We start from the raw sequence: 19,792 nt of genomic DNA, 5'->3' as shown, positions 1-19,792 counted from the left end.
TAGGGAGGCGTTGATGAAAACCCTTTGGCAACACTGCCACGTCGCAACCATGGCCCAGGGCAAATACTCGATCATCGAGGATGCCGCCCTGGTCACCGCCGGTTCGCTCATCGAGTGGATCGGTCCGCGCAGCGAAGTACCGACGGCGGATTACGCCCAGGTGCATGACCTGCAAGGCGCGTGGGTCACCCCCGGGCTGATCGACTGCCACACCCACGCGGTGTTTGGCGGCAATCGCAGCGGCGAATTCGAGCAGCGCCTCGAGGGCGTGAGCTATGCCGACATCGCGGCCAAGGGCGGCGGTATTGCCAGCACCGTGCGCGCCACCCGCGCCGCCACGGAGGATGAACTCTTCGCCAGCGCCCATAAGCGCCTGCGCAGCCTGCTGCGCGATGGCGTGACCACGGTGGAGATCAAGTCCGGCTACGGCCTGGACCTGGCCAACGAGCGCAAGATGTTGCGTGTGGCTCGGCGCCTGGGCGAAGCGCTGCCGGTCAGCGTGCGTGCCACGTGCCTGGCGGCCCATGCATTGCCGCCGGAGTACAAGGACCGCGCCGACGATTACATCGAGCACATCTGCAATGAAATGCTGCCGGCCTTGGCGGCGCAGGGGTTGGTGGACGCGGTGGATGCGTTCTGCGAATACCTGGCGTTTTCCACCGAGCAGGTGGAGCGGGTGTTCAAGGCCGCCCAGCAACTCGGCCTGCCGGTGAAACTGCATGCCGAGCAGCTGTCGTCGCTGCACGGCTCCAGCCTGGCGGCGCGTTACCACGCGCTGTCGGCGGATCACCTGGAATTCATGACCGAAGAAGACGCCATCGCCATGGCCGCTGCCGGCACCGTCGCCGTGTTGCTGCCGGGGGCGTTCTACTTCCTGCGCGAAACCCAGCTGCCGCCGATGGACGCCCTGCGCAGGCACGGCGTGAAGATCGCCATCGCCAGTGACCTCAACCCCGGCACCTCGCCGGCGTTGTCGGTGCGCCTGATGCTGAACATGGCCTGCACCCTGTTCCGTATGACCCCGGAAGAAGCCCTGGCCGGTGTCACACAACATGCGGCCACCGCCCTGGGCATGGGCGACACCCATGGGTCCCTGGAAGTGGGCAAGGTCGCAGACTTTGTCGCCTGGCAGATTGATCGCCCCGCCGACCTCGCCTATTGGCTGGGCGGTGAGCTGGATAAACGCGTCGTGCGCCACGGCGTCGACGTCACCCTATAAGGAGCACTGCTGTGGATAAGGTTCTGAACTTCAAACAAGGCCGTGTGCCGCTGCTGATCAGCATGCCCCACGCCGGCCTGCGCCTGACGCCTGCGGTGGAAGCCGGGTTGATCCCCGAAGCGCAAAGCCTGCCGGACACCGATTGGCACATCCCCACGCTGTATGACTTCGCCGAAGCGCTGGGTGCCAGCACCCTGTCGGCGGAGTACTCGCGGTTTGTCATTGACCTGAACCGGCCCTCGGACGACAAGCCGCTGTACGCCGGTGCCACCACGGGCCTGTACCCGGCGACCCTGTTCGATGGCGTGCCGTTGTTCCGCGAAGGTCTGGAGCCGAGCGAGACAGAGCGCGCCAGTTACCTGCAAAAGATCTGGGGCCCGTATCACCGCGCGCTGCAAGAGGAACTGGCGCGGCTCAAGGCCGAGTTCGGTTATGCGTTGCTGTTCGATGCGCACTCGATCCGCTCGGTGATCCCGCACCTGTTCGACGGCAAACTGCCGGATTTCAACCTGGGCACCTTCAACGGCGCCGCCTGTGATCCGGAACTGGCCAGCCAGCTCGAGGCCATTTGTGCCACCCATCCTCAGTACACCCATGTATTGAACGGGCGCTTCAAGGGCGGCCATATCACCCGCCATTACGGCAACCCGGCGCAGGATATCCATGCGGTGCAGCTGGAATTGTGCCAGAGCACGTATATGGAAGAGTTCGAGCCGTTCCGCTATCGCCCGGATCTGGCCGAGCCGACGCAGGTGGTGTTGAAGCAGCTGCTGGAAGGCTTGCTGGCGTGGGGGCGCAAGCGCTACGAGTGACGAACGGTCGCCCCTGTGCAACTCACAGTCGCCACAGGTCGTGTTGGGAGAGGTCTCGCTCGGTAAGGTTGTGGTTATGGCGCACCAGACGCCACTTCCCATAATAAAAGCTGCCGAGTGAGACCTCTTTCATGAGAAGACTGTTCAACCGTTACCTGTTGACCCTCACCGGCGCCGCACTCCTCAGTGCCCAAGCCATGGCCGCCGAACCGGCCTCCTGCAAATCCATTCGCATGGGCGTGGTCAGTTGGACCGATGTGGTCGCCACCTCGGGCATGGCCGACGTGCTGCTCAGCGGCCTGGGCTATGACAGCAAGCAGACCAGCGCCGTGCAGCAGATCATCTTTGCCGGTATCCGCGATAAACGCCTGGACGTGTTCCTCGGCTATTGGAAGCCGGCGATGGACAACAACATCGCGCCGTTTCTGGCCGCCAGGCAGGTCAAAGTCTTTGATAAACCCAGCCTCGCCGACGCCCAGGCCACCCTGGCCGTGCCGCAATACGTGGCTGACGCCGGGCTGAAGACCTTTGCCGACATCGCCCGCTTCAAGGACAAGCTGGGCGGCAAGATCTACGGCATCGAGCCCGGCAGCGGCGCCAATACCGATATCCAGAAAATGATCGACACCAACCACTTCGGCCTGGGCGGCTTCAAGCTGGTGGCTTCCGGTGAGGCTGGCATGTTGGCGGCGGTGCAGCGCGCGGTGAACCGCAAGGAGTTCGTGGTATTTGTCGGGTGGACCCCGCACCCCATGAACATCAATATGAAAATGGCCTATCTCACTGGCAGCGAAGACGTGTTCGGTCCTGACGAAGGGCGCGCCACGGTCTCCACCGTGACCGCGCCGGACTTCGCCGAACGCTGCCCCAACGCTAACCGATTGCTCGAGAACCTGACCTTCACCGCGGCCCAGGAAAGCCAGCTCATGGTGCCGATCATGGAGCGCCAGTCACCGCAGGACGTGGCCAGGCAATGGCTGCGCGACCACCCCGAGGATTTGCAGCGCTGGTTGGCCGGGGTTACAGCATTTGATGGCAGCGATGGCTTGGCGTCGCTCCAGGCCTACCTCAAACCCTAAGCCAAGTGCAGCCCCCGCTCACCACAAGGGCTTCATTACCTCAGGTTATGCTTTCACCGAAGATGTGTAGATACGACTGCCCCGATAGCGCCATGCCGGGCCACCTATCAAGTGACTGATCCATCGCAATCGGAAACCTCCGACCTTGAACCTGCCGCGCCAGAGATCATTGCGTATGTACCCGATATCCCCGCAACTTGTCGCGTTCGTTGAAAAAACCGAGTCTTTCACCAGCGCCGACTCTTCCCTGGCGAGCCTGCGCCAAAGTTACGAACGCATGTGCCAGGCATTCACCCCGCCGAAACCGGAAGGCTTGCAGCTCACGGACTTCACCCTGGCCGGCGTGGACGTGCGCAGTTATCTGCCCCCCACACCGCCACCCGCCGACGGCTGGCCATGTCTCCTCTATATACACGGCGGTGGCTGGGTGGTCGGCGGCCTGGATTCCCACGACTTCATCTGCTTCGAGCTGGCCAATGCCCTCCGGGTGCTGGTGATCGCCATCGACTACCGCCTGGCGCCCGAGCACCCATTCCCGGCCGCCTACGACGATTGCCGCGCAGTGTGGCAGGCGATCCAGAAAGGGCAGGCGCCACACGCCATCGATCGGCAACGCCTGGCAGTGGTCGGTGACAGTGCGGGCGGCAACCTGGCGGCGGCGTTGTGCCTGGGGTTGCGCGATGATGGCCAGCCTATGCCGCGGGCCCAGGTCCTTATTTACCCCGGACTGGGCGGCCCGGCTGATTTGCCCTCGCGCCGTGACTGCATGGACGCGCCGCTGCTCAGCACTGCCGACACCGACTACTACCTGGCGCTCTACCTGCGTGGTTTGGCTAAACCATCGCCCTATGCTATGCCGCTGCTGGCCGAGGATTTCAGTGGTTTGCCCAAGGCCTTGATCGCAGTAGCCCAATTCGACCCGCTGCGCGACGACGGCATGCTGTACGCCGAGCGCCTGCAACAGGCCGGTGTGCCTGCGCGGTTGTATCCGGGCAAAGGCCTGGTCCACGGCTGTCTACGCGCAAAGGGCCAGGCCCCGGAGGTGGATCGGCTGTACGGCTACCTGTTGGATTACCTGAGGAGCGAACTACTGACGCAGCTCTAAGCGCTCAAGGACATGCTCATTGCACAATTCGGGTTTATAGTGCCAGACGGCAAAATAAAAGACGTCCCCCCAGGGATGAACCCGACCCCCTACGGAGCGCGCAATGCAGACTTGGTACCCGCAGATCAAACCCTACGCCCGGCACGATCTGGCCGTCGATGACACCCACACGCTGTACGTCGATGAAAGTGGCTCCCCCGAAGGCTTGCCTGTCGTATTCATCCACGGTGGCCCTGGCGCCGGTTGCGATGCCCAGAGCCGCTGCTATTTCGATCCCAACCTGTACCGCATCGTCACCTTCGACCAGCGTGGCTGCGGCCGTTCCACCCCGCGCGCGAGCCTGGAAAACAACACCACCTGGGACCTGGTCGCCGACCTCGAGCGCATCCGCGAACATCTTGGCATCGACAAATGGGTGCTGTTCGGCGGCTCCTGGGGCTCGACCCTGGCCCTGGCCTACGCGCAAACCCACCCCGAACGTGTGCATGGCCTGATCGTGCGCGGTATTTTCCTCGCCCGCCCCCAGGACATCGAATGGTTCTACCAGGCTGGTGCCAGCCGCCTGTTCCCGGACTACTGGCAGGACTACATCGCGCCGATTCCCGCCGATGAGCGTCACGACATGATCGCGGCCTACCACAAGCGCCTGACCGGCAACGACCAGATCGCCCAGATGCACGCCGCCAAGGCCTGGTCCGGCTGGGAAGGGCGCATGCTCGGCCTGTGCCCGAGCCCGCAGCACGTGGAGCGTTTTTCCGAGCCTCAGCGCGCGCTGTCCATCGCCCGTATCGAGTGCCACTACTTCACCAACAACTCCTTCCTGGAGCCCAACCAGCTGATTCGCGATATGCACAAGATCGCCCATCTGCCTGGCGTCATCATCCATGGCCGCTACGATATGATCTGCCCGCTGGATAACGCCTGGGAGCTGCATCAGGCCTGGCCGAACAGCGAACTGCAGGTCATTCGTGAAGCGGGTCATGCGGCGTCCGAGCCCGGGATTACCGATGCACTGGTGCGCGCGACCGGCGAAATGGCACGGCGCCTGCTTGATCTGCCGCCAGAAGAAGCATGAAGGCCTTGCTGCAACGGGTGCGTAGCGCCCGGGTCGAAGTGGCGGACGAAATCGTCGGAGCGATTGACCAAGGTTTGCTGGTGCTGGTGGCCGTCGAACCTGCAGATACGCCCGAGAGCGCCGACAAACTGCTGCACAAGCTGCTTAACTACCGGGTGTTCAGCGACGACGAGGGCAAGATGAACCTGTCGTTGAAGGATATCGATGGCGGATTGCTGCTGGTGTCGCAGTTCACCCTGGCGGCGGATACCAAGAGCGGCCTGCGGCCAAGCTTCTCAACCGCTGCACCGCCGGCCCTGGGAACGGCGCTTTTTGATCACTTGCTGTTACAAGCGCAACAATTGCATGGCAAGGTGGCCTCGGGGCGTTTTGGCGCAGATATGCAGGTGCATCTGGTCAATGATGGCCCTGTGACCTTTCTCTTACAGACATGAATGTATTAAAAACGACTTTAATGCCTAAAAACGTAGGGTTTCGCTACAAATACTTCGTTGTCCCTGATGCGTTGTCTCGCGGGCTACTAGATAATCGCGCGCTACGGGGATCAGCGTTGTTTGGTCCATTTTTGACTTAGGTAGAGACTTGTCCGACGGCCTCAGGGGAATCATTTGGACCCTGGGGAGTCGGAACAATGCTCGCCAACCTGGCATATAGATAGCTGGCCGTTGGTTTTTTGATCTGTTTTCGGCGAGGGTTGCTCGTGATTGTTAGTCCCTGTAATGCACCAAAATTGTCTGCCAAACGGTTACGAAACGCACTGGTGACGGGCTCCGCCCTGTTTTGCCTGTTCGGCGCGGGTCAACTGTGGGCATTCAGTCTGGATGATGTGTCGGCCAAGGCAAAAGAGCTGGCCGGGCAGAAATACGAAGCTCCGCGCAGCAATCTGCCGAACGAGTTCCGCGAAATGAAGTTCGCGGACTACCAGAAGATTCGTTTCCGCAATGAAAAAGCCGAATGGGCCGATCAGAACACCCCGTTCAAGTTGTCCTTCTATCACCAGGGTATGCATTTCGATACACCGGTGAAAATCAACGAAGTGACCGCCGACAGCGTCCAGGAAATCAAATACGACCCGACTCGCTTCGATTTCGGCGACGTGAAGTTTGATCCTAAAGCCACCGAACAGCTGGGTTACGCCGGTTTCCGTGTGCTGTACCCGATCAACAAGGGCGACAAGCAAGACGAAATCATGACCATGCTCGGCGCCAGCTATTTCCGCGTCGTCGGCAAGGACCAGGTCTATGGCCTGTCCGCCCGTGGCATGGCGATCGATACCGCGCTGCCGTCGGGTGAAGAATTCCCGCGTTTCACCGAGTTCTGGATCGAACGTCCAAAACCGGGTGACAAGCACCTGGTGATCTTTGCCCTGCTGGATTCCCCACGTGCGACCGGCGCCTATCGCCTGATCCTGCGTCCGGGCACCGACACGGTTGTCGATGTGAAATCCCAGATGTTCCTGCGTGACAAGGTCAGCAAGCTGGGCGTTGCGCCGTTGACCTCCATGTTCCTGTTCGGCGCCAACCAGCCGTCCAAGGTGCTCAACTACCGTCGCGAGTTGCATGACTCCAGCGGCCTGTCGATCCATGCCGGCAACGGCGAGTGGATCTGGCGCCCCCTGAACAACCCTAAACACCTGTCGGTCAGCAACTTCACCGTGGAGAACCCGCGTGGGTTCGGCCTGCTGCAACGCGGTCGCAACTTCAGCCACTACGAAGACCTCGACGACAACTACGACAAGCGTCCAAGCGCGTGGATCGAGCCTGAAGGCGACTGGGGCAAGGGCTCCGTCGACCTGGTCGAGATCCCGACTGCCGATGAAACCAACGACAACATCGTTGCGTTCTGGAGTCCGGCCGAGTTGCCGGAAGTCGGCAAGCCGCTGGAAGTGGCCTACCGCCTGCACTGGACCCTCGATGATGCCGCGTTCCATTCGCCGGACAGCGCCTGGGTCAAGCAGACCCTGCGCTCCACCGGTGACGTGAAGCAATCCAACCTGATCCGTCAGCCGGATGGCAGCGTGGCTTACCTGGTGGACTTCGAGGGCCCGTCCTTGAAGAAACTGCTGCCGGACGCCCCGGTGCGCAGCCAGGTGAGCGTGAGTGACAACGCGGAGCTGGTAGAAAACAGCGTGCGCTACAACGAACACACCAAAGGCTGGCGCCTGACCCTGCGTATGAAGATCAAGGACGCAGGCAAGCCGACCGAGATGCGTGCAGCCCTGGTCCAGGACATCACGCCGCCTGAGCCTGAGCATGTTTCCACCCAGGTGCTGAAGGCCGACAAGGTCCTGGCCAAGCAGCATGATAAACAGGCCAAGAAAGACGCGAAAGACAAGGAAGCCAAGCAGCCAGAAGCTGCCCCAGCCACACCGGAGCCGATCAAGACCGAGCAAGTCCTGACCGAAACCTGGAGCTATCAGTTGCCTGCCGATGAGTAATTCTCAAGTCCAGCCAGAGACTCTCTCCGAGTACCTGGCGCATCTTCCGATGACCGCTGAGCAGCGCGCCGAGTTGGCGGGCTGCACATCCTTCACCGAGTTGCACGAGCGCTTGTCGTCCAAGGCGTTCGATGCACCCGTCGACGCCGCCCAGGCGTCGGTGGGTCGCCGCTTGACCCTCAGCACGGCCGAAGAGCTGCAAGACGCCGAAATGCTCGGGCTCGACGCCAGTGGGCGCGTGTGCCTCAAGGCCACGCCGCCCATCCGCCGTACCCGCGTGGTGCCTGAACCGTGGCGCACCAATATCCTGGTGCGCGGCTGGCGACGGATCACCGGCCGCAGCAACCCGCCGACCCCGCCGAAGGATGAGCGCGTATTGCCGGCAGCCCGCTGGCGTACCGTGGGTTCGATTCGTCGTTACATCCTGCTGGTGCTGATGCTCGGCCAGACCATTGTGGCCGGCTGGTACATGAAAGGCATCATGCCGTACCAGGGCTGGTCGCTGGTCGACTTCGACGAGATCCGCAACCAGACCCTGCTGCAAACCGCCACCCAGGTGCTGCCTTACGCCCTGCAGACCAGCATCCTTATCATGTTCGGGATCTTGTTCTGCTGGGTCTCGGCCGGTTTCTGGACTGCATTGATGGGCTTCCTCGAACTGCTCACCGGCCACGATAAATACCGGATTTCCGGTAAAAGTGCCGGCGACGAGCCGATCCCGAAAGAGGCGCGCACCGCGCTGGTCATGCCGATCTGCAACGAAGACGTGCCGCGGGTATTCGCCGGTTTGCGCGCGACGTTCGAATCGGTGGCCGCCACCGGTGACCTCGATCGTTTCGACTTCTTCGTGCTCAGCGACAGTAACGAGGCCGACATCTGCATCGCCGAGCAGCAAGCCTGGCTCGACGTCTGCCGTGAGGCGGGTGGCTTCGGCAAGATCTTCTATCGCCGCCGTCGCCGTCGCGTGAAGCGTAAAAGCGGCAACCTCGACGACTTCTGCCGTCGTTGGGGCGGCGACTACAAGTACATGGTGGTTCTCGACGCCGACAGCGTGATGAGCGGCGAATGCCTGACCAGCCTGGTGCGCCTGATGGAAGCCACGCCGGATGCCGGGATTATCCAGACCGCGCCGCGTGCGTCGGGCATGGACACCCTGTATGCGCGCATGCAGCAATTCGCCACCCGGGTGTACGGCCCGCTGTTCACCGCCGGCCTGCACTTCTGGCAGTTGGGTGAATCCCACTACTGGGGTCACAACGCGATCATCCGCATGAAACCGTTTATCGAGCACTGCGCCCTGGCGCCATTGCCGGGTAAAGGTGCGTTCGCAGGTTCCATCCTGTCCCACGACTTCGTTGAAGCGGCGCTGATGCGCCGTGCCGGCTGGGGCGTGTGGATTGCCTACGACCTGCCGGGCAGCTACGAAGAACTGCCGCCGAACCTGCTGGATGAACTCAAGCGTGACCGTCGCTGGTGCCACGGCAACCTGATGAACTTCCGCCTGTTCCTGGTCAAGGGCATGCACCCGGTGCACCGCGCGGTGTTCCTGACCGGTGTTATGTCCTACCTGTCGGCGCCGTTGTGGTTCCTGTTCCTGGTGCTGTCGACGGCCTTGCTGGCGGTCAACACCCTGATGGAGCCGCAGTACTTCATGGCGCCACGCCAGTTGTACCCACTGTGGCCGCAATGGCATCCGGACAAGGCGGTGGCGCTGTTCTCCACCACCATCGTGCTGCTGTTCCTGCCGAAGTTGCTGAGCATCATCCTGATCTGGGCCAAAGGTGCGAAGGAGTTCGGTGGCAAGTTCAAGGTGACGATGTCCATGCTGCTGGAGATGCTGTTCTCCATGCTGCTGGCGCCGGTGCGGATGATTTTCCACACCCGTTTCGTGCTCGCCGCGTTCCTCGGCTGGGCCGCGACCTGGAACTCGCCGCAGCGTGACGACGACTCCACCCCGTGGGGCGAAGCGATCAAGCGTCACGGCACGCAGACCCTGCTGGGCTTCTTCTGGGCCCTGCTGGTGGTGTGGTTGAACCCGAGCTTCCTGTGGTGGCTGGTACCGATCGTCGGTTCGTTGATGCTGTCGATCCCGGTGTCGGTGATCTCCAGCCGGGTCAACCTTGGCCTGAAGTCCCGCGATGAGAGCCTGTTCCTGATCCCTGAGGAATACAATCCGCCGCAAGCGTTGCTGTCCACCGACAAGTACACCCACGAAAACCGTTGGCACGCGCTGAAAGACGGCTTTGTGCGCTCGGTGGTCGACCCGCAGCAGAACGCCCTGGCCTGTGCCCTGGCGACCTCGCGTCACGGTCAGGCCGAGCCGATCGAGTACCTGCGTGCCGAGCGTGTGCGCCACGCGTTGAAAGTCGGCCCTGCCGGCCTCAACAACGGCGAACGCCTGGCGTTGCTCAGCGACCCGGTAGCCCTGGCCCGCTTGCATGAGCAGATCTGGAGCGAAGGGCATGCCGAGTGGCTCGCTGCCTGGCGTAATTCGATCAAGGCCGACCCGCACGCGCCGTTACTGCCGCTGCAACCGCTGTCGTCCCAGGCCCAACCGGCCTGATTCAGGCGCCCCCGAGGGTTCACTTCGGGGGCGTTCGAAGCGCTGGTCCTACAGCGTTTCTCTATCGCTCTAACTCCTTGTTATTTCGAAACAAAAGTCCCTTGTCCGAGGCGTATTTGCGTGCCCGCGAGTGGGGTAGGATCGCCCCCCAAATTTGACTCGGTCACAGGGGGATTCATGATCAAAAGGTATTGTTCGGCATTGCTGATCGGCGTTATTGCATTGATTCACGCTGGTCTGGTGCAGGCCGGTGCCATCGACGATGCGGTTCGGCGTGGTGTGTTGAAAGTGGGTACTACGCCCACCTATGTCCCCTTTGAAATGACCGATAAAGAGGGCCGTATCGTTGGCTTTGAAATCGACCTGCTCAAGGTGATGAGCCAGGCCCTGGGCGTTGAGCTTGAATTGGTCAGCGTGCCCTATACCGAGTTGCTGCCTGGGCTACAGGCGAAAAAGTTCGACCTGATCGGCAGCGGCATGACCGTCACCCAGGAGCGCAACCTGAAGCTGAATTTCAGCGACTCCTTTATCGTGGTAGGGCAAACCGTGTTGCTGCACCCCAGCCTGAAGGACAAGGTCGCCAGTGTCGAAGACCTGGACGACGCCACTTACCGTGTCACCACCGTCCAGGGCACCACTGGCGAGGCGGCGGCGCAACGCTTCCTGGGGGCGGCGCGCTTGAGCAGTTTTGCAACGCCCCGGGAAGCTGTGCGCCAAGTGGTGAACGGTGCCGCCGATGCCTTTATTTACGATGCGCCCTACAACCTGATCGCCCTGAGCTTGCCGGAAAACCGCGAGCTGCTGGCGCTTGAACAGCCGTTCACCTTTGAACCCTTGGCGTTTGGCGTGAAGAAAGGCGATTTTGACAGCCTCAACTGGATCAACCATTTCCTCAATCAAGTCGCCCAGGACGGGACCTACGATCGCTTGCACGACAAGTGGTTCAAGGACATGGACTGGCTGGTAGAGGTCGACTGGAAGTCATAACTTCTTACACATCAATCCGTTGCCAGCGCTACCAACGCAAGCGTCTATCCCAGCAGCTGGCTGCGTTGTTGTGGGACTTTTCCGACATACGCAGATAACAAATACCCGTGAAACCTTTGTGACAGGCAATGAGTGGGTTAGGATCGCACCCCGAATTGGTGCAGCCCTTTTGCGCGCCGACCGTATAAGAATCGTTCAGGGGACTTGATGATGAAAAAGTATCTTTCGATGCTGCTGCTCGGCGTCGCCGCGCTGGTTGCGGCCAATGCCGCCCAGGCCGGTGCCATCGATGATGCGGTCAAGCGCGGCACGCTGAAAGTCGGCATGGACCCGACCTACATGCCGTTCGAAATGACCGACAAACGCGGCGAAATCATTGGGTTCGAGGTCGATATCCTCAAGGCCATGGCCAAGTCCATGGGTGTCAAGCTGGAGCTGGTGTCCACCGGCTATGACGGCATCATCCCGGCGTTCCTCACCGGCAAGTTCGACATGATCGGCAGCGGCATGACCCTGACTCAGGAACGCAACCTGCGCCTGAACTTCAGCGAACCCTTCATTGTGGTTGGCCAGACCCTGCTGATCCGCAAGGAGCTGGAAGGCACCATCAAGTCCTACAAAGACCTGAACGACGAGAAGTACCGCCTGACCTCCAAGCTCGGCACCACCGGTGAGATGGTCGCCAAGAAGCTGATCTCCAAGGCCAAGTACCACGGCTATGACAACGAGCAGGAAGGTGTGCTGGACGTGGTCAACGGCAAGGCCGATGCCTTCGTGTATGACGCGCCATACAACGTGGTCGCCGAGAAAAAAGTCGGTAACGGCAAGCTGGTGTTCCTCGAAGAACCCTTCACCTTTGAACCCCTGGCGTTCGGCCTGAAGAAGGGTGACTACGACAGCATCAACTTCATCAACAATTTCCTGCACCAGATCAAGAACGACGGCACCTACGATCGCATCCATGACAAGTGGTTCAAGAGCTCCGAGTGGCTCAAGGACATGGAATAAAGCGGGACTGTTTTCTGTTGCGAGAGGGCTTGATGTGGGGAGCGGGCTTGCCACCTCAAGTGTGCGGGCCTCGAATTTTTTGGATGCTGAGTAGATGAAACAGAAAAAAGCCCAATGGCCCTGGCACCTGCTGACCGTCGTCGTGCTGGTCGGCCTGGCTGGCGCCTTGTACTACGCTACCTCGCTGATGTCCTACGAATGGCGCTGGAACCGGGTCCCGCAATACTTCGCCTACCAGGCCGAAGAGTCCCAGCGCGCTGCGGACATCTCCACTGTCGTGGAGCTGGTCCGCAAGGGCGATGTGGCCGAAGTCACCCTGCGCAACGATGCCGGCGTCGAACAACGCGTGAGCGTGGCCGACAACAGCCTGCAAGTGGCGCGCGGCGATGATGTGGCCGAAGGCGATGTCATCGGGGTTAACCGCCATTGGGCGTTGGGCCCCTTGATGTGGGGGCTGTGGACCACGTTGTGGCTGTCGGTGGTATCCGGGATTCTCGGCCTGGCGATCGGTCTTGCAACCGGGTTGTGCCGACTGTCCAATAACCCGACCCTGCGCGATCTGTCGACGATCTACGTCGAGCTGGTGCGTGGTACGCCACTGTTGGTGCAGATCTTCATTTTCTACTTTTTTATCGGCACGGTGCTCAACCTGTCCCGGGAATTCGCCGGGATCGCCGCCCTGTCGTTGTTCACCGGCGCCTATGTGGCGGAAATCGTCCGCGCGGGGGTGCAGTCCATCACCCGTGGCCAGAACGAGGCGGCTCGCTCCCTGGGCCTGAGCGCCAGCCAGTCGATGCGTCATGTGGTGCTGCCGCAGGCCTTCAAGCGCGTGTTGCCGCCGCTGGCCGGGCAATTTATCAGCCTGGTGAAAGACACCTCGCTGGTCTCGGTGATCGCGATTACCGAGCTGCTCAAAAGCGGTCGCGAAGTGATCACCACCTCGTTCTCGCCGTTTGAAATCCTGTTCTGCGTCGCAGGGTTGTACCTGCTGATCAACCTGCCGCTGTCGAAAATGGCCAGCCGGCTTGAGCGGAGGCTCGCCCAAAGTGATTGAAGTCCGCGATCTGGTAAAAGTCTTCGATACCCGCGGGCATGTGGTGCGCGCGGTGGACCATGTGACCACCCAGGTGGCCAAGGGCGAAGTGTTGGTGGTGATCGGCCCGTCCGGCTCCGGCAAGTCCACGTTCCTGCGTTGCCTCAATGGCCTGGAAGAGTTCGATTCCGGCTCGGTGAGCATCGATGGCCTGCAACTGGCCGACCCGAAAACCGATGTGAATGCCTATCGCCGTGAAGTCGGCATGGTGTTCCAGCACTTCAACCTGTTCCCCCACATGACCGTGCTGGAAAACCTGTGCCTGGCGCAAAAAGTCGTGCGCAAGCGCGGTAAGAAAGAGCGCGAAGCCAAGGCCCTGGCGCTGCTGGAAAAGGTCGGCATTGCGCAGAAAGCCAACGAGTTCCCGTCGCGGCTTTCCGGTGGCCAGCAACAGCGCGTGGCGATTGCCCGGGCGTTGGCGATGGAGCCCAAGGTGATGCTGTTCGACGAGCCCACCTCGGCCCTCGACCCGGAAATGGTCGGCGAGGTGCTGGACGTGATGAAGACCCTGGCCCTGGAAGGCATGACCATGGTCTGCGTCACTCACGAAATGGGTTTTGCCCGTGAAGTGGCGGACCGGGTGCTGTTCTTCGATCATGGCAAGTTGCTGGAAGATGCGGCCCCGGCCGAGTTCTTCGCGGCGCCCAAAGACCCGCGTGCCCAGGCGTTCCTGCGCCAGGTGCTATAGGGCGCGGGGCGTTCATACCTTGAACCGCCCCACGCATTGCTGCAAATCCGTTCCCAGCCGCGCCAGTTCGATACTGGCCGCTGCCGTCTGTTCACTGGCGGCGGCGGTTTGCTCCGAGGCGTCGCGTACTTTCAATACGCTGCGATTGATCTCTTCGGCCACCGCACTTTGCTCCTCGGCGGCAGCGGCGATCTGCGGGTTCATTTCCTGGATGACCGACACCGTGCGGGCTATCTCCGTCAGGGAGTCCCCGGCGTTGCGGGCCAGGCCGACGCTGTTGTCGGTCAGGGTGCGGCTGTAATCCATGATGTCGGCCACTTGTTGGGTTCCGCTGTGCAGGCCGCCAATCAGCTCTTCGATTTCCTCGGCGGACTGCTGGGTCCGTTGGGCGAGACCGCGCACCTCATCGGCGACCACCGCGAAGCCTTGACCGGCCTCGCCGGCCCGTGCGGCTTCTATCGCAGCGTTGAGCGCCAGCAGGTTGGTCTGCTGTGACACGGACTTGATCACATCCAGCACGCTGCTGATTTTCTGGCTTTCCCGTTGCAGCCCAATCATGGCCTGGCCTGCGCGCGCCATTTCATGGGCAAGGTGCTCGATTTGCGCCACGACATCCGTCACCACCTGATCGCCCAGCTCAGTCTGTTGATTGGCCTGTCCGGCGGCGAGGGACGCCTGCTCGGCGTGGCGCGCAACCTCCTGGGCGGTGGCGAGCATCTGGTTCATGGCGGCGGCGACCTGCTCGGTTTCATCGCGCTGATTATTCACCCCTGCGCGAGTTTGTTCGGTCACGGTGGAGAGCTCCTCGGCGGCGCTGGCAATTTGCCGCGCGTTGTCGCTGATGTTGCCAATCAGCCCCCGCAGGTTCAGCGTCATTTGGCTCATGCTGCGTTGCAGTTGACCCAACTCGTCACGCCGTCGGGATTGCACGTCATGGCTCAGGTCGCCTTGCGCAATGCGATTGGCGGCGGACAGCGCTTTGCGCAGCGGTTTCACGATTTGCCCGGCAATCAGCCAGGCCGCCAGGGCTCCGAGGAGCAAGGCTGCAGCGGTCGTACCAAGGGTTTGGGTGCGGGCTTGTTCGGCTTCGCGTTCGCGTCGTTGAGTTTGGTCCTGGCTCAAGAGATCGCTCTGGGCGAGCAGTTGGTCCAGCTGCTGTTCCAATTGATTTTGCGCGCCTTCGGTTGTGAGTTGCGTGTCCTTGAGGCGTGTGAGGTGGGTGCGGATACTGAGCACGGTATTTTTCAGGGCGCCGCTGTCGACCGGCAATTTTGCTACGCCAGCCTGGGCGAGTTCGAGGTTACGCTCGGCGTCGCTGACGGCCTGGGCGTAGGCATCCAGCGAGCTGGCGGCCCAGGCAGGGGTTTGGGCGCGATCCTCCGCCTGCTCTATGGCCTGGCGCAGGTTTTCGATGGCATCGAGGGCTTTTTCATCCTCCTGGTCGGGTAAGTCGCTGGCCAGTTGTGCCAGCACGTCACCGGTGCGTACGGAGCTCTGCTTCAGTTGTTCACGGGCACTCTCACGTTTCTCGACCAGGGCAGGCACCTCCTTGAGCGTGGTTTTGAACGTTGCGGAGAGGCGGGTCATCTCCTGCAGGTATTGAATGGATTTGGGGACTTTGAGCCGGTTGGAAAGCTCGCTCAGGAGCCCGTCTATTTTTTCTATGCTCACGCTCAATTTGTTGAGGCTGTTGGTATCGTCCAGGGTTCGGTAGACGATTCTGTCGGCCCGCAGTTCTTCACCCGTCACGGCCAGTTGCGCGAGCACGGTCAGGGTTTGCGAGCGGTAAAGGGACGCGGCCAGCGCCTGCCAGCCAGTCACGGCAATCACAAGGCTCAATGCCAGGACCAGGGAGAAGCCCAGGGCCAGTTTGAGAGTGACACTGGCGTCACCCAACAGGTAAGTCATTCGACGAAGCATGATCAACCTCCGACAAGTGAACAGTGGGCGTTCTCAACATGCGCAGGCACATTGAGCTGAATTGAACGCTAGTTCTCTCGGCGCAGAGGTGGGGCTGATAAACGCGTAGGAAATTTCACAGATTGCAGGCGGCGACCCAGGGCGGGTCGCCACGCGGGGAAGGGGTCAGACCCGGAAGCGGCCGACCAGCGCCTGGAGATGGGTGCCCAGGCGCGCCAGTTCGGTACTCGATGCGGCAGTCTCTTCACTGGCCGAAGCCGTCTGCTCGGAGATATCACGCACGTTCAACACACTGCGATTGATCTCTTCCGCCACGGCGCTTTGCTGCTCGGCGGCGGTGGCGATCTGGGAGTTCATCGCCTGGATGGTCGAGACCGTACGTGTGATGTTCTCCAAGGCGCTGCCGGCGCGGCGCGTCAACTCGACACTGCTGTCGGTGAGGCCACGGCTGTTGTCCATGATGTTCGCCACCTGCTGGGTGCCGCTTTGCAGGCCGACGATCAGCTCTTCGATCTCTTCGGTGGACTTCTGGGTGCGCTGGGCCAGGCTGCGTACTTCATCGGCCACCACCGCGAAACCGCGTCCGGCCTCACCGGCCCGTGCCGCTTCAATGGCTGCGTTGAGGGCCAGCAGGTTGGTTTGCTGGGCCACGGACTTGATCACATCGAGCACGCTGCCGATCTTGTCGCTTTCGCGCTTCAGATCGGCCATGGCGACCGTGGAGTTGCCGACTTCAGTGGCGAGGCGTTCGATCTGGGCGATCGCTTCGCCGACCACTTTGTCGCCTTCACGGGCCTGCTGGTCGGCGGCCAGCGCGGCTTCCGAGGCTTCCTCGGCATTGCGCGCCACTTCCTGCACGGTAGCGGCCATTTCATTCATGGCGGTGGCCACCTGGTCGGTCTCGACTTTCTGGCTGTTGACCCCGGCGCTGGTCTGTTCGGTCACGGCCGACAGTTGCTCGGCAGCGCTGGCGATCTGGGTGACCCCTTCACTGATGCCGCCGATCAACTCGCGCAGGCCCATGGTCATGCTTTGCATGGCGCGTTGCAATTGGCCCAGCTCATCCTGGCGCAAGGAGGTGAGGTTGTGGCTCAGGTCGCCCGACGCGACACGCTCGGCGACCTGCAGGGTCTGGTTCAGGGGGAGGATGATCTGGCGGGTGATGGCCCAGGCGGCAACCAGGCCGAAGATCAGCGCCAGCACGGTGGCCATTAGCAGCAAGTATTTGGCTTGCGCGGCATCCGCATCGCGTACCGCGGTCTGGGAAACCGTCAGTTTGTCACTGTGGCCCAGCAGGATATCGCCCTGGGCAGACATGGTCTTGAGTGCCGCTGCGCTGGCCACTTGAGAGTCGCGGTATTGGCTGACGGCGGCGCGGTAGGCTTGCAGTGAGACGCTGGCCTGTTGCAGGTTGGCTGAATACTGATCAGGTATTTGGCTGGTGAGGCTGGTGATTTTTTTCAGCGCGTTGTCGATGGCATCCAGCGCGGGCTGCTCGGCCTCGACCTTGCCGCTGTAGGTGTAGCCCCGTACTTGGAAGCGCGCTTGCTGGATCAGTTTGCTCAGGTCCACCACGCTGTTGAACAGCGTGACACTGTCGCCTTGCAGCAGGGATTTCTCCACTTCGCTGACCTTGAGTACCGCATTATCGGCGGTATCGCCCAGCTTGCTGCGGGCATTTTCGCGGTTGGTGCCTGCCTGCACCATATCGTTGAACGCGCGCTTGTACTGGTCCACGGCGGCCAATTGCTCATCGACCAGGGCGGCATCCGTGGGTTGTTCGATCAGGCTGCGTGCGGTCTTCAGGCCAGTGTCCAGCTTGTTCAGCAGCTCGCTGACGGCGGTCGGGCCTTGTTCGCCACGGCGCATCTCGTAGTCAAGGCGTGCCAGGCGCAGGTCTTTGGTCAAGCCGTTGAGGCTGGAGATGTAACCCAGCTTGTCACCACGGCTGATCACGTCGCCCAGGCCGCTCCAGCCGGTGAAGGTGATCATCAGTGTCAACAGCAATACCAGGCCAAAGCCCACCGCCAGCTTGGTTTTGACGCTGACATTTCCCAGTTTTTCGGCTAACCAACGATACATGCTGCGAACTCCCCTGGAACAAAGCTTGGACTTATTCACGGGTTATCGGCTTGCATACGGAATTCTGTAGCGACGCTGTCCCCTGTGGGGGGGAGCAAGCCCCCTCCCACAGGGTTATGCGGTGTGGTTAGAAAAGGCGGGCGAGCAGGGCGGTGACGGCCGTTTCGACGCGTAGGATGCGCGCACCCAATTGCACTGGCTGCAAGCCGGCCTTGGTCAGTAAATCCACTTCGTAGGGAATCCAGCCACCTTCCGGGCCTATGGCCAGGGTGACCGGTTCATCCAGCCCACGGGGGCAGGCTGGGTAGTCGCCTGGATGGCCAATCAGGCCAAGGGTGCCTGCGGTCATGGCCGGCAGGCGGTCTTCGACGAAGGGCTTGAAGCGCTTTTCGATAACGATTTGCGGCAGTACCGTGTCCCGCGCCTGTTCCAGGCCGAGGATCAGTTGTTCGCGAATGGCCTCGGGCTCCAGGAAGGGGGTCTGCCAGAAGCTTTTTTCCACCCGGTAGCTGTTGACCAGCACCACTTTCGGCACGCCCATGGCCGCCACGGTTTGCAGGACCCGGCGCAGCATCTTCGGACGTGGCAGGGCCAGCAGCAGGGTCAGGGGCAGTTTGACCGGCGGTGGTTGGTCGAAGCTCACTTGCAGTTCGGCTTCGCGGGCTTCCAGGCGCAGCAATTGCGCGTTGCCCATCAACCCGCCAAGGCGCCCGACCCGCAGGCTGTCGCCTACGGCGGCACGGTGGACTTCCTGCATATGCACCAGGCGCCGATCACGCAGGATCACCCGGTCGGCCGCGATAAAGTCGGCATCGAACAGCAGCAGCAGGTTCACGGCTGGGTCGCTGGCGGCTGGTCGTCGTCGGCGGGTTGGTCATCCGGGTGATCGCCACGCTTGCTGATCAGGCCGCTGAACAGGATGCCGATCTCGAACAGCATCCACATCGGCACGGCCAGCAGGGTCTGGGAGAAGATGTCCGGCGGCGTGAGGATCATACCGACCACGAAGCAGCCGATGATCACGTACGGGCGGATCTTCTTCAGGTACTGCACGTTGACCACGCCGATCCACACCAGCAACACCACGGCCACCGGGATTTCGAAGGCGACGCCAAAGGCGAAGAACAGCGTCATGACGAAGTCAAGGTAGCTGGTGATGTCGGTCATCATCTCCACGCCGGCCGGGGTGGCGGCGGCGAAGAACTTGAAGATCAACGGGAACACCAGGAAGTAGGCGAAGGCCATGCCGGTGTAGAACAGCAGGATGCTCGATACCAGCAAGGGCACGGCGATGCGCTTCTCATGCTTGTACAGGCCCGGTGCGATAAAGCCCCAGATCTGGTGCAGGATCACCGGGATCGCCAGGAACAGCGAGACCATCATCGTCAGCTTCAACGGCGTCAGGAAGGGCGATGACACATCGGTGGCAATCATCGTCGCGCCGGCCGGCAGGTACTGGCGCAGTGGCGTGGAGACGAAGGTGTAGATCTGCTGGGTAAAGGCGAACAGCCCGGCAAAGATCACGAAGATCGCGGCCACGCAACGCAGCAGGCGGGTCCGCAGCTCGGTCAGGTGCGAGACCAGCGGCATATGCTGGTCGTTTTCCGGTTTATCAGCGCTCATGGGGCTCGCGGCGGCAATGTAGGGTCATGGGGCGCGGGCGACGCAGCGGGCGTCGGCGCAGGCTCGGTTGGAGCGGTCGGGGTCGGGGCGGCGGGCGGGGT

Annotated in this window: 16 protein-coding genes and 2 pseudogenes; 12 read left to right on the top strand and 6 right to left on the bottom strand. The window is 61.7% G+C overall.

Annotation, left to right across the window (positions count from 1 at the left end; genetic code table 11):
• The first annotated feature begins 13 nt into the window (after window positions 1-13).
• From hutI to Q8X51_RS16545, 12 genes are all read left to right on the top strand, one after another.
• The gene (gene hutI / locus Q8X51_RS16600) at window positions 14-1,219 is read left to right on the top strand and encodes an imidazolonepropionase (protein WP_407693543.1); all 1,206 of its coding nucleotides are present in this window, start codon (window positions 14-16) and stop codon (window positions 1,217-1,219) included.
• Window positions 1,220-1,230: 11 nt separating this feature from the next.
• The gene (gene hutG, locus Q8X51_RS16595) at window positions 1,231-2,031 is read left to right on the top strand and encodes an N-formylglutamate deformylase (RefSeq protein WP_065925738.1); all 801 of its coding nucleotides are present in this window, start codon (window positions 1,231-1,233) and stop codon (window positions 2,029-2,031) included.
• 131 nt (window positions 2,032-2,162) lie between these two features.
• The gene (locus Q8X51_RS16590) at window positions 2,163-3,110 is read left to right on the top strand and encodes a choline ABC transporter substrate-binding protein (protein WP_065925737.1); all 948 of its coding nucleotides are present in this window, start codon (window positions 2,163-2,165) and stop codon (window positions 3,108-3,110) included.
• A 175-nt stretch (window positions 3,111-3,285) separates the two neighbouring features.
• Window positions 3,286-4,215 carry an alpha/beta hydrolase gene (locus tag Q8X51_RS16585; protein ID WP_065946671.1) on the top strand — a complete coding sequence of 310 codons (930 nt, stop codon included), beginning with the start codon at window positions 3,286-3,288 and terminating at the stop codon, window positions 4,213-4,215.
• Between the two features lie 103 nt (window positions 4,216-4,318).
• Complete coding sequence (pip, locus tag Q8X51_RS16580; RefSeq protein ID WP_027605045.1) at window positions 4,319-5,290, top strand: prolyl aminopeptidase; 972 nt, start codon at window positions 4,319-4,321, stop codon at window positions 5,288-5,290.
• Window positions 5,287-5,724, top strand: a complete 438-nt coding sequence (gene dtd / locus Q8X51_RS16575) for a D-aminoacyl-tRNA deacylase (protein WP_407693544.1) — start codon at window positions 5,287-5,289, stop codon at window positions 5,722-5,724. The genes pip and dtd overlap by 4 nt, the downstream gene beginning before the upstream one ends.
• 323 nt (window positions 5,725-6,047) lie before the next feature.
• Window positions 6,048-7,727 carry a glucan biosynthesis protein G gene (locus Q8X51_RS16570; RefSeq protein ID WP_235865643.1) on the top strand — a complete coding sequence of 560 codons (1,680 nt, stop codon included), beginning with the start codon at window positions 6,048-6,050 and terminating at the stop codon, window positions 7,725-7,727.
• Complete coding sequence (gene mdoH / locus Q8X51_RS16565; RefSeq protein ID WP_065946670.1) at window positions 7,720-10,290, top strand: glucans biosynthesis glucosyltransferase MdoH; 2,571 nt, start codon at window positions 7,720-7,722, stop codon at window positions 10,288-10,290. The genes Q8X51_RS16570 and mdoH overlap by 8 nt, the downstream gene beginning before the upstream one ends.
• Window positions 10,291-10,467: 177 nt before the next feature.
• Window positions 10,468-11,277, top strand: a complete 810-nt coding sequence (locus tag Q8X51_RS16560) for a transporter substrate-binding domain-containing protein (protein ID WP_027605041.1) — start codon at window positions 10,468-10,470, stop codon at window positions 11,275-11,277.
• Window positions 11,278-11,487: 210 nt separating this feature from the next.
• Window positions 11,488-12,285: a transporter substrate-binding domain-containing protein gene (locus Q8X51_RS16555; RefSeq protein WP_065925731.1), complete on the top strand. Its 798-nt coding sequence runs from the start codon at window positions 11,488-11,490 to the stop codon at window positions 12,283-12,285.
• Window positions 12,286-12,379: 94 nt separating this feature from the next.
• Window positions 12,380-13,339: an amino acid ABC transporter permease gene (locus Q8X51_RS16550; RefSeq protein WP_065925730.1), complete on the top strand. Its 960-nt coding sequence runs from the start codon at window positions 12,380-12,382 to the stop codon at window positions 13,337-13,339.
• Window positions 13,332-14,066: an amino acid ABC transporter ATP-binding protein gene (locus Q8X51_RS16545; protein ID WP_027605038.1), complete on the top strand. Its 735-nt coding sequence runs from the start codon at window positions 13,332-13,334 to the stop codon at window positions 14,064-14,066. Before Q8X51_RS16550 ends, Q8X51_RS16545 begins: the two co-directional genes overlap by 8 nt.
• A 12-nt stretch (window positions 14,067-14,078) precedes the next feature.
• On the opposite strand, the gene Q8X51_RS16540 is transcribed toward Q8X51_RS16545, so the two are convergent.
• From Q8X51_RS16540 to tatB, 6 genes and pseudogenes are all read right to left on the bottom strand, one after another.
• A complete protein-coding gene (locus Q8X51_RS16540) occupies window positions 14,079-15,986 on the bottom strand; it encodes a methyl-accepting chemotaxis protein (RefSeq protein WP_137211645.1) in 1,908 nt (635 codons plus the stop codon).
• A 165-nt stretch (window positions 15,987-16,151) separates the two neighbouring features.
• Complete coding sequence (locus Q8X51_RS16535) at window positions 16,152-16,865, bottom strand: methyl-accepting chemotaxis protein (protein WP_370671261.1); 714 nt, start codon at window positions 16,863-16,865, stop codon at window positions 16,152-16,154.
• 141 nt (window positions 16,866-17,006) lie between these two features.
• Window positions 17,007-17,978 (bottom strand): annotated as a pseudogene (locus Q8X51_RS16530) (methyl-accepting chemotaxis protein); the annotation flags it as partial.
• A 217-nt stretch (window positions 17,979-18,195) separates the two neighbouring features.
• On the bottom strand, window positions 18,196-18,903 hold the full coding sequence (locus tag Q8X51_RS16525) for a 16S rRNA (uracil(1498)-N(3))-methyltransferase (RefSeq protein ID WP_407693545.1): 708 nt from the start codon (window positions 18,901-18,903) through the stop codon (window positions 18,196-18,198).
• The gene (gene tatC, locus Q8X51_RS16520) at window positions 18,900-19,691 is read right to left on the bottom strand and encodes a twin-arginine translocase subunit TatC (RefSeq protein WP_027605034.1); all 792 of its coding nucleotides are present in this window, start codon (window positions 19,689-19,691) and stop codon (window positions 18,900-18,902) included. The genes Q8X51_RS16525 and tatC overlap by 4 nt, the downstream gene beginning before the upstream one ends.
• Window positions 19,688-19,792, bottom strand: a pseudogene (tatB, locus tag Q8X51_RS16515) (Sec-independent protein translocase protein TatB); the annotation flags it as partial. The pseudogene tatB and the gene tatC, both read right to left, overlap by 4 nt.

This window comes from Pseudomonas sp. Yb2C2, assembly GCF_052112325.1.
GTDB classification, from domain to species: Bacteria; Pseudomonadota; Gammaproteobacteria; order Pseudomonadales; family Pseudomonadaceae; genus Aquipseudomonas; species Aquipseudomonas marginalis.
The sequence above is the reverse complement of the archived record's forward strand: the minus strand, read 5'-3'. Positions and strand labels throughout refer to the sequence as shown.